Source organism: bacterium, from assembly GCA_035380285.1.
Lineage (GTDB): Bacteria > Auribacterota > Erginobacteria > Erginobacterales > DAOSXE01 > DAOSXE01.
The window spans coordinates 78,080-91,131 of the sequence record DAOSXE010000006.1 but is presented as its reverse complement, the minus strand read 5'-3'; the positions used below and the strand labels follow the sequence as shown (position 1 = coordinate 91,131).

The 13,052-nt window shown below is 59.8% G+C and carries 12 protein-coding genes; 11 read left to right on the top strand and 1 reads right to left on the bottom strand.

The genetic code is table 11. The features are described from left to right. Positions 1-29 precede the first annotated feature (29 nt). From PLZ73_03745 to PLZ73_03715, 7 genes are all read left to right on the top strand, one after another. Positions 30-779 carry a TlyA family RNA methyltransferase gene (locus tag PLZ73_03745; GenBank protein HOO76980.1) on the top strand — a complete coding sequence of 250 codons (750 nt, stop codon included), beginning with the start codon at positions 30-32 and terminating at the stop codon, positions 777-779. Beyond that, positions 776-1,654, top strand: coding sequence for an NAD(+)/NADH kinase (locus tag PLZ73_03740; protein HOO76979.1), 879 nt, complete (start codon positions 776-778; stop codon positions 1,652-1,654). The genes PLZ73_03745 and PLZ73_03740 overlap by 4 nt, the downstream gene beginning before the upstream one ends. A 232-nt stretch (positions 1,655-1,886) precedes the next feature. Next, a complete protein-coding gene (gene rpiB / locus PLZ73_03735) occupies positions 1,887-2,366 on the top strand; it encodes a ribose 5-phosphate isomerase B (GenBank protein HOO76978.1) in 480 nt (159 codons plus the stop codon). 276 nt (positions 2,367-2,642) lie between these two features. Further along, complete coding sequence (gene deoC / locus PLZ73_03730; GenBank protein ID HOO76977.1) at positions 2,643-3,293, top strand: deoxyribose-phosphate aldolase; 651 nt, start codon at positions 2,643-2,645, stop codon at positions 3,291-3,293. A gap of 11 nt (positions 3,294-3,304) precedes the next feature. Continuing rightward, positions 3,305-4,309, top strand: a complete 1,005-nt coding sequence (gene sppA, locus PLZ73_03725; GenBank protein HOO76976.1) for a signal peptide peptidase SppA — start codon at positions 3,305-3,307, stop codon at positions 4,307-4,309. Then, positions 4,306-5,214 (top strand): ribonuclease HIII, encoded by a 909-nt coding sequence (gene rnhC, locus PLZ73_03720; protein ID HOO76975.1) that lies wholly within the window; start codon positions 4,306-4,308, stop codon positions 5,212-5,214. The genes sppA and rnhC overlap by 4 nt, the downstream gene beginning before the upstream one ends. 14 nt (positions 5,215-5,228) lie before the next feature. Further along, positions 5,229-6,458, top strand: a complete 1,230-nt coding sequence (locus PLZ73_03715; protein HOO76974.1) for a PHP domain-containing protein — start codon at positions 5,229-5,231, stop codon at positions 6,456-6,458. Here PLZ73_03715 and PLZ73_03710 read toward each other — a convergent pair. Next, on the bottom strand, positions 6,448-7,485 hold the full coding sequence (locus PLZ73_03710) for a hypothetical protein (protein ID HOO76973.1): 1,038 nt from the start codon (positions 7,483-7,485) through the stop codon (positions 6,448-6,450). The genes PLZ73_03715 and PLZ73_03710 overlap by 11 nt on opposite strands. 115 nt (positions 7,486-7,600) lie before the next feature. On the opposite strand from PLZ73_03710, the gene PLZ73_03705 reads away from it, so the two are divergent. From PLZ73_03705 to PLZ73_03690, 4 genes are all read left to right on the top strand, one after another. Then, positions 7,601-10,111, top strand: a complete 2,511-nt coding sequence (locus PLZ73_03705; protein HOO76972.1) for a glycosyltransferase family 39 protein — start codon at positions 7,601-7,603, stop codon at positions 10,109-10,111. A 54-nt stretch (positions 10,112-10,165) separates the two neighbouring features. Further along, positions 10,166-10,816 (top strand): tetratricopeptide repeat protein, encoded by a 651-nt coding sequence (locus PLZ73_03700; protein HOO76971.1) that lies wholly within the window; start codon positions 10,166-10,168, stop codon positions 10,814-10,816. An 88-nt stretch (positions 10,817-10,904) separates the two neighbouring features. Further along, positions 10,905-12,197, top strand: coding sequence for an alginate export family protein (locus PLZ73_03695; protein ID HOO76970.1), 1,293 nt, complete (start codon positions 10,905-10,907; stop codon positions 12,195-12,197). A 147-nt stretch (positions 12,198-12,344) separates the two neighbouring features. Then, on the top strand, positions 12,345-13,043 hold the full coding sequence (locus PLZ73_03690; GenBank protein ID HOO76969.1) for a 4'-phosphopantetheinyl transferase superfamily protein: 699 nt from the start codon (positions 12,345-12,347) through the stop codon (positions 13,041-13,043). The last annotated feature ends 9 nt before the right edge of the window (positions 13,044-13,052 follow it).

The following is a 13,052-nucleotide window of genomic DNA, read 5'->3' as shown; positions in this document are numbered from 1 at the left end:
TTCGCCGCAACCGGAGACCGGGAGAAACGGTGAAAAAACGGCTGGATACGCTCTTGACCGAAGGTGGGCTGTTTCCCAGCCGCGAACAGGCGGCGCGGGCGGTGCGGGCCGGTTGGATCAAGGTGGACGGCCGCCCCGCGGACAAACCGGGCAAACCGTTTCCCCGGGACTGCTCGATCGAGGTTCTCGCCCGTCCCCGCTACGTCGGCCGTGGAGGAGACAAGTTGTCGGGGGCCTTGTCGGATTTCGGAATCGAGGTAAAGGGAAAGACCGCCATTGACGCGGGGGCTTCCACCGGGGGGTTCACCGACTGCCTTCTTCAGAGCGGCGCCGCGAAAGTGTTCGCCTTCGACGTAGGTCGCGGTCAATTGGCCTGGACCTTACGGACGGACCCCCGGGTGGAGCTTCGGGAGAAATTCAACGTCCGGTACTTGAGACCGGAAGATGTGGGCGAGCAGGTGGACCTGGCCGTCGCCGACCTATCGTTTATATCCTTGAAGAAAATTCTTCCCGCTCTGATCCCGGCGGTCAAGGGGGGCGGCGAGATACTGGCTTTGATCAAGCCCCAGTTCGAAGCCCCTCCCTGCCGGGTGGGGAAGGGGGGAGTGGTCCGGGACCCGGAAGTGCACCGGGAAGTAATCGATGATATAATCCGGTTCATAACCGGACTCGGCCACAAGATTGCGGGGGTGAAGGAATCGAGACTCACGGGTCCCGCCGGCAACCGGGAATTTTTTATCCGGGTGGTCGTGGCCGGGGAAGATCGGGATAGGGGATGAAGACGGTCGGGATAACCGCCAATTTGGCCAAAGAAAACGCCCTGGACGCGGCCGGGGACCTCTGCCGTCGCCTGCGCCGCGCCGGATTCGCCGTTTTTGTGGAAGAGAAACTGGCCGGGCTGCTGGGTGAAGAAAAACAGCGCTGGACGCCTTCGTTCGGTCCCGGGCCGGAAGTTTTGATTGTTTTGGGAGGAGACGGGACCCTGATCAGCACTTTCCGGGGTTTGGGTGGAGGGAACATCCCCTTGCTGGGCGTCAATCTCGGCGGCCTGGGGTTTCTGACCGGCATTCCCCTGGAGCATGTCCCCGAAATGGTCCGGGAAATGAAGCGCGGGACGTTGGTCAGAAACTCTCTGGCCACGCTGGATTGCCGTTGCTCCCGGGGAGGGCGGGAGTTGTTCCGGTCGGTCGCCGTCAACGACGCCGTGATCGGGAAGGGGGGGCGCGCCCGGGTCATCAGAATGGAAGCTTTTCTCGACGGAGAGTACCTGACCTCCTATCTGGCCGACGGGCTGATCGTCGCCACCCCCACCGGGTCGACCGCGTATTCCCTGTCGGCGGGCGGCCCCGTCCTCGGGCCCGATGTCCCCGCTTTCCTGATAAACCCGATCTGCCCGCATACGCTGACCAACCGTCCCTTGGTCGTATCTCACCGGTCCGTTTTTAAAACCCGTTTGCTGACCGCCCCGGCGGGGACATCGCTGACCATCGACGGCCAGGTGGAGGCCGTTTTGGAAAAAGGGGACCTGGTGGAAATCCGCCGCCACCGCCGGCCCCTGATTCTGCTCACGCTCGCCGGCAACACCTATTACCGGGTTCTGAAGAAGAAGCTGCACTGGGGGGGGAGTTCCTACTATCCGGAACGGGAGGTTTAAAGAGGGGGGCGTTTCCGGGTTTTTCCCTAACGGGTTGAAACTTCTACCCGAATGGGGATTCCGCTCAGGGTTTCTCCGGAGTCATTATGGTATTGACGAAGGACGGGATTCCGGAGAAAATAACAAAAACGGCCATTGAGAGTTTGCACGGATGGGAAGATTAGAGAACTTGGCGGACCTGGTTTCCCGGAATCCGCGCCCTCCTCATCCCGGCAGCTCCAACGAGGCGGAGATGACGAATGCCACGGAAAACAACGGCTTTGCCGGCCGTATCGCCGTAGGTTCCGACCACGGAGGCTTGGAACTTAAACAAGCCTTGATCTCCTTTCTCGAAGGCAAAGGCTATACCGTCAAAGACGTGGGAACTTATGACGACCGGGCCTGCGATTATCCCGATTACGCGGGCGCGGTCGCCCGATCGGTGGCTTCCGGGGACTGCGATCGGGGAATTATGATCGACAGTTTCGGGGTGGCTTCGGGCATGGCCGCGAACAAGATCCGCGGCGTCCGGGCGGCCGTCTGCTGGAACCGGGATACCGCCATCAGCAGCCGGGAGCATAATAACGCCAATGTCCTGACATTGGGAGGGAAGATCCTCGATCCCAGCCTAGCCGAGGAAATGGTCTCCGCTTGGCTGACGACCCCATTTGCGGGTGGGCGCCATTGGCCTCGGGTCAATAAGATCATGGCCCTGGAACGCGGTCCCCGCTGAAAGCACGCGGTTATTTTGAAAGGACGGTTTTTCCCCATGGATGAGAATCTGCTTGTCGAAAAAGTAACCAAGGAAGTCATCTCGTTTCTCGGGCGGGAAGGAGCGGTTCGAACCGAGGCCGCCAGCTCCTGCGCGGTTCTGAACGGTCAGCCCTGCAACGACTGCGGACTTTGCGTGACCAACCGCCGCGATGTGGTCGATCGCATGATCGCCAACGGGTTGGCCCGGATCAGCGCGCACCCCGGCATCGGCGAGGTCGAACGACAGATCGCCTCCATGATCGATCACACCCTGCTCAAGGCCACCGCCACCGAGGAGCAGATCCGGCAGCTCTGCCGGGAAGCCGCCGAATACGGTTTCGCGTCGGTCTGCATCAATCCCGCCTGGGTAGAACTCTGTGCCAAGCTCCTGAGGAGGTCCGAAGTAAAGGTCTGCACCGTGATCGGTTTCCCTCTGGGGGCGAATACGTCCCGGACCAAGGCTTTTGAGGCCCGTAACGCCATCGAAAACGGCGCCGCGGAGGTGGATATGGTGATGAACATCGGCGCCATGAAATCGGGCAGGTCGGATTGGGTGCTTAAGGATATCCAGGCGGTGGTTCGGGCCAGCCGCCCCAATATTCTGGTCAAAGTGATCATCGAGACTTGCTATCTGACCGACGAAGAGAAAGTCAAGGCGTGCGAATTGAGCAAGCAGGCGGGGGCCGATTTCGTCAAGACCTCCACCGGGTTCGGAACGGGTGGAGCCACCGCCGCCGACGTGGCCTTGATGAGGAAAGTGGTGGGAACGGCCTTGGGAGTCAAAGCTTCCGGCGGAGTTCGGGATTTCGACGACGCTCAAACCATGATGAAAGCCGGCGCCAGCCGGTTGGGAGCCAGCGCCAGTCTGAAAATCATTCGAGCCAAGGATGTAAAAAGCGATTACTGAAGCGCCGGGTGATGAGCAACCGCGAGATAGTCCTGCCCGATTCCAAGATCGTCTATCTGGTCAGGAAACGCCGTATCTGGCCTTGGCTCCTCTTGGGGTTGGGACTGGGCTTTTTCGCCGCCGCGGCTCTGTTGTTGGATGAGGAGAACAAACCGGTTTCGGCGTGGCCCCGTCTGAACGAGGCAGTGGTCAGCGGCTCCGGAGCCGCCAAGATCGCCTTGATCCGGGTGGGCGGGATCATCCGCGACGAAGACGAAAGCGTCGGTTTCAAGACCCGCAACGTCGTGAGCGAATTCTCGGCGGCCCTGCGCGCTGCCGCCGCGGATGAGTCGGTCAAGGCCGTTATCCTGACCGTGGACAGCCCGGGGGGGGGGATCACCGCCAGCGACGTCATGTATCACCGGCTTCTGGACTTCAAGAAGTCCGGGAAACCGGTGGTGGCGCTCCTGGGTGATATCGCCGCTTCCGGGGGGTATTATATCGCCGCCCCCGCCGACCTGATTTATGCGCATCCCACGTCCATCACCGGCAGCATCGGAGTCATTATCCAGTCGTTCAACGTCGAAAGCCTGATGCGGAAAATAGGGGTCGAAGACGTCACCATCAAGGCCGGCGAGCAGAAGGATATGCTCTCGCCCTTCCGGCAGCTGACGCCGGGCGAGTACGAAGAGTTGCAGGCTCTGGTGAACGGAATGCACGAACGCTTCATCCAGGTTATCGTTCAGAACCGGGGGCTCCCCGAAGAAGATGTGCGCGCCGCCGCCGACGGAAGGATTTTCGACGCCGAAGAAGCTTTTCAGGCAGGCCTGGTCGACGAGATCGGGTATCTCGAGGATGCGATCGCCGCGGCCGAAGAATTGGCGGGAATCGAATCGTCCACGGTCGTCGAATATCAGCCGCATTTCGGGGTGCTGAGCCTGTTGGGAGCTTCCTTCCCGGCGCCGCTCGCGGTGCGCTTGCTGGAACGCCTGGAGGCCGCGGCCACGCCTCGCCTGATGTATCTCTGGCGCTTATGAGCGGGAAAGTACTAACATCGTATTCCTGCGCGCTCGATACCGAGCAGCTTTCCTCCCTCAAGGGGATATTGGAAGCGCGCAACTTCGTCTTCAAGCCGCTCCAATACGGATTTTTTCAGGCCGCGGGCGATACCGTCTCCATCGCCGCCTACCGCACGGGCAAGGTGTTGATCCAAGGCAAGGGAACCCGGGATTTCATCGAGTTCGTTTTGGAGCCGGAAGTACTGAAGGAGATCCGGCTGGGCTATGAGGAAGTTCTCGGAGAGGAGGGAGAGGAGAGAATCGGGGTTGACGAAAGCGGCAAGGGGGACTACTTCGGGCCGCTGGTGGTGGCGGGAGTCTACATCACTCCGGCTTTGGAAAAAAAACTGCGCGAAGCCGGGGTCAAGGACAGCAAAAAAATTTCCGATCGCAGGGTCATGGAACTGCGCAAGCTCATCCGCCGGGAATGCATCAATTCGGTGGTGGCCATCGGCCCGGAACGATATAACCAGCTCTACCCGACCATGGGCAATCTCAATAAAATTTTGGCCTGGGGCCACGCGCGGGTGATCGAAAATATTCTAGGCAAAGTCCCCTGCCGCCAGGCGGTGCTCGACCAGTTCGGTCACAAGGACTTGGTATTGAGCGCGCTGATGAAAAAAGGCCGGAACATCGAGGTTGCCCAACGGTTCCGCGGCGAAGAGGATATCTCCGTTGCCGCCGGCTCGATCCTGGCGCGCGCGGAATTTATTTTGAGGCTGGGCAGGCTCTCCGAAGAGTTCGGGATCGATTTTCCCAAGGGCAACGGGAAGAAGAACGTCATCCCGGCGGCCAAGAAGATGGTCAAGAAAAACGGATTGGAAAGCTTGGTCAAAGTCGCCAAGATTCATTTCAAGACCACTCGGGAAGTCATGCTGAGCTGACCGAATCGAGCCGGATGTTCGCCCACCTCCACTGTCACTTCATCGGTTCCTGGAACGACGGCCTTCTCGATTTTTCCGGAGATCTGGATTTCCTTGCATCCGCGGGCCACCGGGCGGTGGCGATAACCGATCACGGAGATATCGGTTGCGCTTACGAGTTCTGGCGGGCCTGTCGCCGGAGAGGCCTGCACCCGGTTATAGGGTGTGAATGCTACTTTGTGGAAGACGCGCGGCGTTCCCTGGAGGAAGGGAGTTCGGAGCGGTTCCATCTCATACTTCTCGCTCGGACTCAGGAGGGATTCGGGAATCTGATCAGGCTCAACAACGCGTCGTGGCTGGAGAACAATTACCGCGAAATCCGGGGATTGGTCGATTGGAAATTGCTGGAGAGGTACGGCGCGGGCCTTTCCGCCCTCAGCGCTTGTTTCTGGGGCTCTCTCCCCCAGGCCTGTCTCCGGGGAGGGCTGGAAGCGGGAAGGCGGGAACTGAAGCGCTACCTGGATATATTCGGAAGGGAATTCTACCTGGAATTTCAAGACCACGGCATCGCGGACGAGGGAAAGGCCAACCGGATGATGGCGGAATTGAACCGGTCGTTCGGCTGCGGGGCCGTGGTCACCAACGACTGTCATTACCGCCTGGACGGGGATTGGCGGGCCCATGACGTCTTGATCAAAACCAGGTTCGGCAAGCCGTCGACCTTCGAATTACAAGCTCGGGACTACTCGTTGAAAAGCGAGGAGCGGATGCGTTCGCTCGGTTTTCCGGATGAATGGTACGCCCGCGCCGTCGACCTCGCGTTTTCGTGTGAAGTCGACCTCTCCCCCGGTCCCCGTCTCCCGGAACCGGAAGAGACCGGTTCCCCCCGCGTTTATTGGGGTGTTCCGCGCCTGCTGTCGCCGGCGCAGGCGGTTCGGGACACGGCGCAAGTGCTCGGAGACGAGTTTCTTCAGGGAGACGATTTCCGGAAACGATTCCCGGCCGATCTGTCCCTGCGCGAGTCGGTCGCCCGCGATCCGGTACTCTCCCGGCATAGGGAGAGTAACCCCATCCTGTATGAATTGGCGGAAAAACTGGTCGGGGCCGGACGGGGCGTCGATCCGGACAAAAACCGCCCTCTCCCCGCTTCATTGGAGAAGCTGAGGGAAACCGTCCCCTTGCGCCGCTCGCGCGGCGCACTTGTCACTCAGTTTGCCGCCCCGGCTTCCCCGGGAGAAAATTCGGCGGGGCCCCTTACTGGATAACCTCGATCTGGCTCGGGTTTCTGAGCATGATCTGCGGGGCCCCCTGATGCTCCGAAACCTCCCCCGTCACCCGCACCTTTTTATTCAGGAACCGACCGGGGTTACCGAAACCCTGGTCCATCCCCGAACGGCTTTTCGCATAAAAGACGATGGTGAGGCTTTCTTTCCAATTCCGGTCGGTGTTCAACTTCACCGGGCCGCCCTTTCCCCGCGCCGCCGGATCGTAAACGCTGACGATGGTGGCCTCGACGGTGACCTGCTGGCCGATTTTCTTGACCGCTTCCTGCCAGGTGATGGCCGACGACGAGGTCTCTTCGGCCGGAGCTTCCTCGACCGATTCGACTTCGGGGGCTTCCGCCGCCGATTCCTCGGAGTCGGCGGAAATCGATTCGTCTCCGGCAGCCACCACGTCGGCTTCGGTTCCCGTGCTCTCCTCGGAGGGGCCTTCGGAATCGGGGGTCACGATCTCGATGTCGCCGGGACTTTCCACTTTGATCTGGACGGCGCCTTTATAATCGCCGACCATGCCCCTCACCCGGACCACTTGGTTGAGAAAACGGCCCGGGTTGCCGAACTTGCCGTCGCGGTTAAAGAGGACAAAGGTCAGCGAGTCCCGCCAATTGCGGTCGACATTGAGCTTGACCGGACCTTTTTTACCCATCCGGTCGGGGTCGTAGACGCTGACGATCTTGGCTTCGACCACCACGAAATGGCCCTTGCGGCTCATGGCCTCCTGCCAGGTGATGGCTTGGGCTTCTTCCGATTCGGAGGCCTGGTCTCCGCCCCCCGAGTCATCTTCCCCCGCCATGCCTTCATCTCCCGACGCGGCCGGAGGCTGGGGAACCACGCATTTCGCACCGCAGTACGGGCAGGTGACGATTTTCTGGGAGGAATCGGTTTCGAACGTCCCGCCGCACTTCCAGCACCGGACACTGACGGTCTCGGCGGAACTTATCTGCGCGCACAGGAAGGCCAGGGCCAGGACAGCTATGACCGCAGCCGGAAATTTATACGGAAATATTTTCATAACTCCCTTCTCCTCCAAGGTTGGCGGTGAAAGTTTTCTGCTTGAGGGGACCGGCCTCCTCTGGTAGCATCGCTCGCACTTTACTGTTGTTTAGTCTAACCCGCAGGCTCAGTTCATGGGAAGCGCTTTCTGGCAGGAAATCGAGAAAAAACCACTTTGGCGGCTGATGGTCTGGGTTTTTCTCTTCGGGCTCTCGGAGCGCCTCATAGTTACCCTGGTCCTCTTTATCCGCTACGGATGGCAGACCGTCAGCGGAATCGAATTGTGGTTTTATTACGGTGTCGCCCAGGGGACTTTCCCGCTGTATTCCGGCTGGGACCCTACCTGGTGGGCCCTTGATTTTCTGGGCCGTTTCCTGTCGGGGCTTCCGCTCCTCTATTCCGTTTATTTGCTTTCCTCCGTCTGTTCCGCTCTCAACTCCGCCGTGTTCTGCCTGTTCATCGGCGAACTCCACGGCCGCCGCGCCGGATTTCTGGCGGGGCTGGTTTACGCTTCCGCGGTCCTGCCCATGTTCAACAGCGCGGGAACGGTGACCCACGATGTTTTTGCCTATTCCTGGCTGGTTCTGACCCTGTACGGGGTATTGCTGGCCTGCCGCCGCCCCGGAATATGGTGGAAGGCGGCGGGAGCCGCCATTGCCCTGATCTCCATGTTCCTGGGCAGGCAGGTGGGCCCCACGATTCTGGTGGGTGTGGGTGCCGCCGTGCTGTTCCTTTTCTGGGAAGCCTGCCGGGTCTTTTTAGAGGGGAACAAGCCCTCACGCTATCTCCTCCCGCTTGTGGCGGCCGCGGGAACGGCGGCGATCGTGTCCGCGTCCGGCCGATTCCTCTTCGGGCAATTCTCCTGGAAAGCGTTGACGGTTTCGCTGGCGGTGACGTTGGCGATATTCGGCGCCTGGGAATTCATGCGCCGGGGAACCGAGCGTGGGATCGCCTGGGCGGCTCCCGGCGTCTGTTTCCTGGCCGCGGCGGTCTTCGGTTGGCTGGCCGGCGCGGAAGAGTACGGGCTATTCGGTTCTACTATCACGGGCTGGTGGGCGCAGGTGCTTCTGGCCGTTGTCTTCGGGGCGGCGGCGTTCGTGCTTGCTCTCCGCCACCAGCGCCGTGGCGGCGGTCTTGCCTTGATCCAGATGGCCGCGTTTCTCCTCATCGTATTTACCGTGGCCCTGCCGCTTCATACCAGTATTCTGCCGCAGCTTAAGGAAAAAACCTTTGAGATAGCCCTACAGGAACGCGGGATCGATGTCGGCGCCCAAATCCGCGCCGGCAGCGGCGACCTGCTCGGCAGTTCTCTGGGCGACTATTGGCTGCGCTTCAATTTTCTGCTGTTTTTCCTCCCGGTCGGCCTCTGGGTGGCATTCAGAAAAAGAGACGCCATGTCCTGGGTGCTGCTCCTGTCGGGATTTCTGGCTTCTCTGGCCGCCGACCGGGGGACCCGGCCCCTGACTTTCGGATTCGTAGCCATGGGGGTTCTGGCTTTTACCCACTGGAAGGTCGGTTACCAGTGGATCCTGGCGGCCTGGATGGGTTTCATCATCGGTCAGTTCGGGGGGATGTATTCCACCGAATACGCCGTTTTCTTTCCCGCCGCCGCCGTTTTCATCTGTCTGGCCCTGCAATGGTCCGACAAGGACAGGAACCCCGTGGGTTGGCATGTGTTCGCCGGCAATCTGGCCTGGTTGACGCTCGGCGGGGTTCTGGGCGCCGTCGCCTTTTTCGCCAAAGAGGATTATACCCAGCTCCATTCCCAGAACGCGCTGGCGACCATGGAGTGGATGAAACGATACTGGACGATACAAATCTGCCTGATCGTTCCCGTCCTGTTGCTTCTTTGGGAAGCGTGGGGCAACCGCTCCCGGGTTAGGGCGGTTCGCGAGGGCAGGGGTAAGCGCGCCCGGATATTCGCCTCGATCGCGGTCCCTGTTCTGGTAGTGCTGCTGCTCTGGCTGGGGATAACGGGAATCTACGATTATCTGAAGTTCGTCGCGCCGGTCTTTTTCGGGGGGTTGATCGCGGTTTTGACCTGGGACCGGCGGGAGGAGACCGGGCGCCCGCGTTACTGGGGAGTAGTTCTGGTCTGTTGGCTCTTCGCCACCGTGATCCCTTCCATGAACCAAACCCCGAAAAGCACTCAGGGCGAATACGATCTCTACCATTGGATGAACCGTAACCTGGCTCGTTCGGGAAAGATTTTCGTCCCATGGAGCGACGGATATATGGCGGAGGCGGTTTCCGGCTTGCCGTCGATCCTTTCTCCCGAAAACATCGATTTCTCCCTCCCCCGCTATTATTGGTCCCCGGAAGCGCCCGCCGCCGACGAATTCCTCCGCCACGATATCCGCTATGTGGTGATCTCGTCGAAGTATTTCAAGTTGTTGGCCGTGAACAAGAAAACCGGGGAATATCAATATCGCTTTTCCCCCGACATCGTCTATCAGCCCCAGCAACTCGGGATCAAGACCCTGCCCGCCTTGAGGGAGACGCTCCTTTTCCGGATGCTGTACGATCCCGGGAGCTTGAAACGGTTCGTGCCCAGATACAGCGTCAGGGACGAAGAAGAGGACACGGGATACGTGGTTTTCGAAGTGCTGCCGCCCTCGGAAAAACCGGGGATCATGGTTCAATAATCTTGCCTTCGGCGGCCGGCTTGATATAAATGAACGGTACAAGGAAACGGTGAAATGAGCCATAAGATCGATCAGAAAGAACTGCGGCACGACGGGTTGGTGGATACCGTAACCCTCGTATCCATGCATATCCAGAGGCACTCCCTGCTCTATTTGATCGGAGTCGTCTGCGTCGCCGTAGCGACCGTTCTCGTGGGAGTGTTCGTCTACCAGGGAAACCGGCAGAAGGCGACTGCCCGGGAAGCACTGGCCCAAGCCGAGACGCCGGCTCAACTGGCCGAGATCGCCCGGAGATATCAGAGTTCCCCGGAAGCTCCCCTCGCGCTGCTGCGCTTGGCCGATCTCGTCTATGGCCAGGAAGAGTATGCGGCCGCCCTGCAGAACTACCAGACCTTCCTCAACAGGTACGGCGCCCATCCTCTCGCGGACATGGCCCAGATGGGCAAAGGATATTCCCTGGAAGGACAACAGCGCTGGGAAGAAGCCGCCCTGGCTTATCGGGAACTCCCGGCAAAATATCCGAATTCATCCCTGTTCCCCGAGGCTCTCTATAATTCGGCCCGTTGCCTGATCCACGCCGGAAGAAATACGGAAGGGTTGAACGCTTACCGGCAACTGGTGGCGACCTACCCGCGCAGCGTCTACGCCCGGTTCGCGCAGGACAGATACTGCGCTTTGGCGCCGGCAGTTTCGGACGGCGGTTGATTCCGGCTTGACGGAGCGGCTTTCACCTTGTTAAAGTTCACCACTGTTAATGGGGGATACTGAAACGGCACCACAAGGAGGTTGTGTCATGCGCAAGTATCTGGTTGCGGCGTTGGCTCTGGCCGTAGCGTTCTCGATGACGACCGCTCTTTGGGCGGAAGTCCAGAACGTCAGGTTGGGAGGCGACATCAGGATTCGGAGTTACTATACCAAGAACTTGAATTCGGTCGACAGCGAGGACGATCACGATGATTTCTACTTCCGGCAGCTCAGCCGGATCTCGTCCGAAGCCGATCTGACCGAAAACGTTTGGGCGGTCGCCACGGTGGAAGCCAACGGGTACTGGGGACAGGATCTGGCTTTCGGCGGCACCAAGTTCAAAAACGATTGGGACGTCAACCTGGCCGAGGCCTATATCCAGCTCGGAGAAATGTTCTACAGCCCGGTTTCATTCAAGGCCGGCAGGCAGTACCTCAATTACGGCAACGGGTTCCTGATCAGCAGCCGTGAATGGTACTATAAGTTTGACGCTGCCCGCTTGATCTTCGATTTCGCTCCGTGGACGATCGACCTGGTCTATTCGCGCCTGGTCGAATCAGATTGGATCCCGGGCGTGGCGGATGCCGGCGACGATGAAGACCTCTTCGGAATGAATTTGACGTATGTGGCCGATCTCTGGACCGTGGAAGGTTATGTGTTCGGGATCCGTGACGCTTACGACGAAGATTACGGTACCGACAAGAACGCCCCCATCGCCATCGGCGCCAGGTTCGACGCGTCTCCCCTGGAGGCCTTCGATGTCTGGGCCGAGTTCGTCTACGAACTGGGTACCTATCAGGCCGACCCTCTCTCCGATCAGCAGGACTATGCCGCTTACGGCCTCGATGCCGGGATGGTGTATGTCTTCGACGTGGCCTGGGAACCGGCTCTGGCCCTTTCCTATACCATGGGGTCCGGCGGCAAGGCCGACGACGACAAATACAAGTTCTTCGATCCGTTCTTCAATTACAACTACTACGGATACGCCTACAGCCCTTATCTGTCCAACATCGGCATTCTCAACGCCCAGATCAGCTTTCTTCCCTCCGAAAGCATGACCCTGATCGGGAGCTTCTATTACTATGCCCAGATGGAAAAAGCCATGATGGTCATGGGTAATCCCGATATGGACAACGGCGGAGTGGATGCGCTCACCAACGGGAACGACGATTATCTCGGGGTGGAGTTCGACGCCATTCTCGAATACGACTACACCGAGGATGTCAGCGCTCAGTTGATCGGGGCCTGGTTCAAACCCGGCGACGCCTATGAAGTCGTCGGAAACGACAACAGCCCGGATGACGTTTTCGAATTGCGCGCCGAGCTTTTCCTGAGCTTCTGATCGGGAGGATCTCGCCAACAAGCCCCGCCGGGCCGCTGCCCGGCGGGGCTTTTTTATCGGTGCGCCCGGTAGGGCGCACTCATCCGGGATAACCCGGAGGCGGGGAGGAAGTGGACGGGGTCCCGGGAGAGAAGGTACACTGCAGCCATGAGCGCCGCTCCGGGAACGGGAAACGTCGTCAAAGTCCGAATCGTAAACCTGGCTTCGCTGGAGTCGGATCTTGAACGATTGCGGGGCCTTCTGGGCCCGGGCGAACGCCGCCGCGCCGATTCCTGTTCTCACCGCCGGGTGCGGGACGATTTCATCGTTTCCCGCGCCCTTCTGAGGCTGTTGTTGGGACGGGAGCTGGGGGTTTCTCCGGGCGATCTGAATTTTGCGTACAACGAGGAGGGGAAGCCTTATCTTCGGGAAAACCCGGTCTTCTTCAATCTTTCCCATTCCGGGAGGATGGTGGCGTACGCGGTCTCTCCGGCCGTTTCGGTGGGAATCGATATCGAGGAGATCCGGCCGTCCGTCGATTACCGTGCCTTGATCGAACGCTGGTGGTCATCCGGAGAAAAAAAGTGGGTCGCGGGTTTTGCGACCGAGGCTTCCCGACGGGAGTCTTTTTTCCGGCTCTGGACCCGAAAGGAAGCTTATGCTAAGGTCCGGGGGGTAAGCGTATATCGGGTTTTAAGTACGGAAGTCGGTTTGCCGGGACAAACATCCGCGCGGGAACGGGGACAGTTTCTATTTTGGGAACCGCCCCTGGGAGAAGGCTGGGCGGGGACGGTGGTCGCGGCGGGGGCGAACGCCCGGTTGGACTACGCGGCTTTGCCGGCGGATGTTTTTCATCAGTATGACTAAATGCCTTTC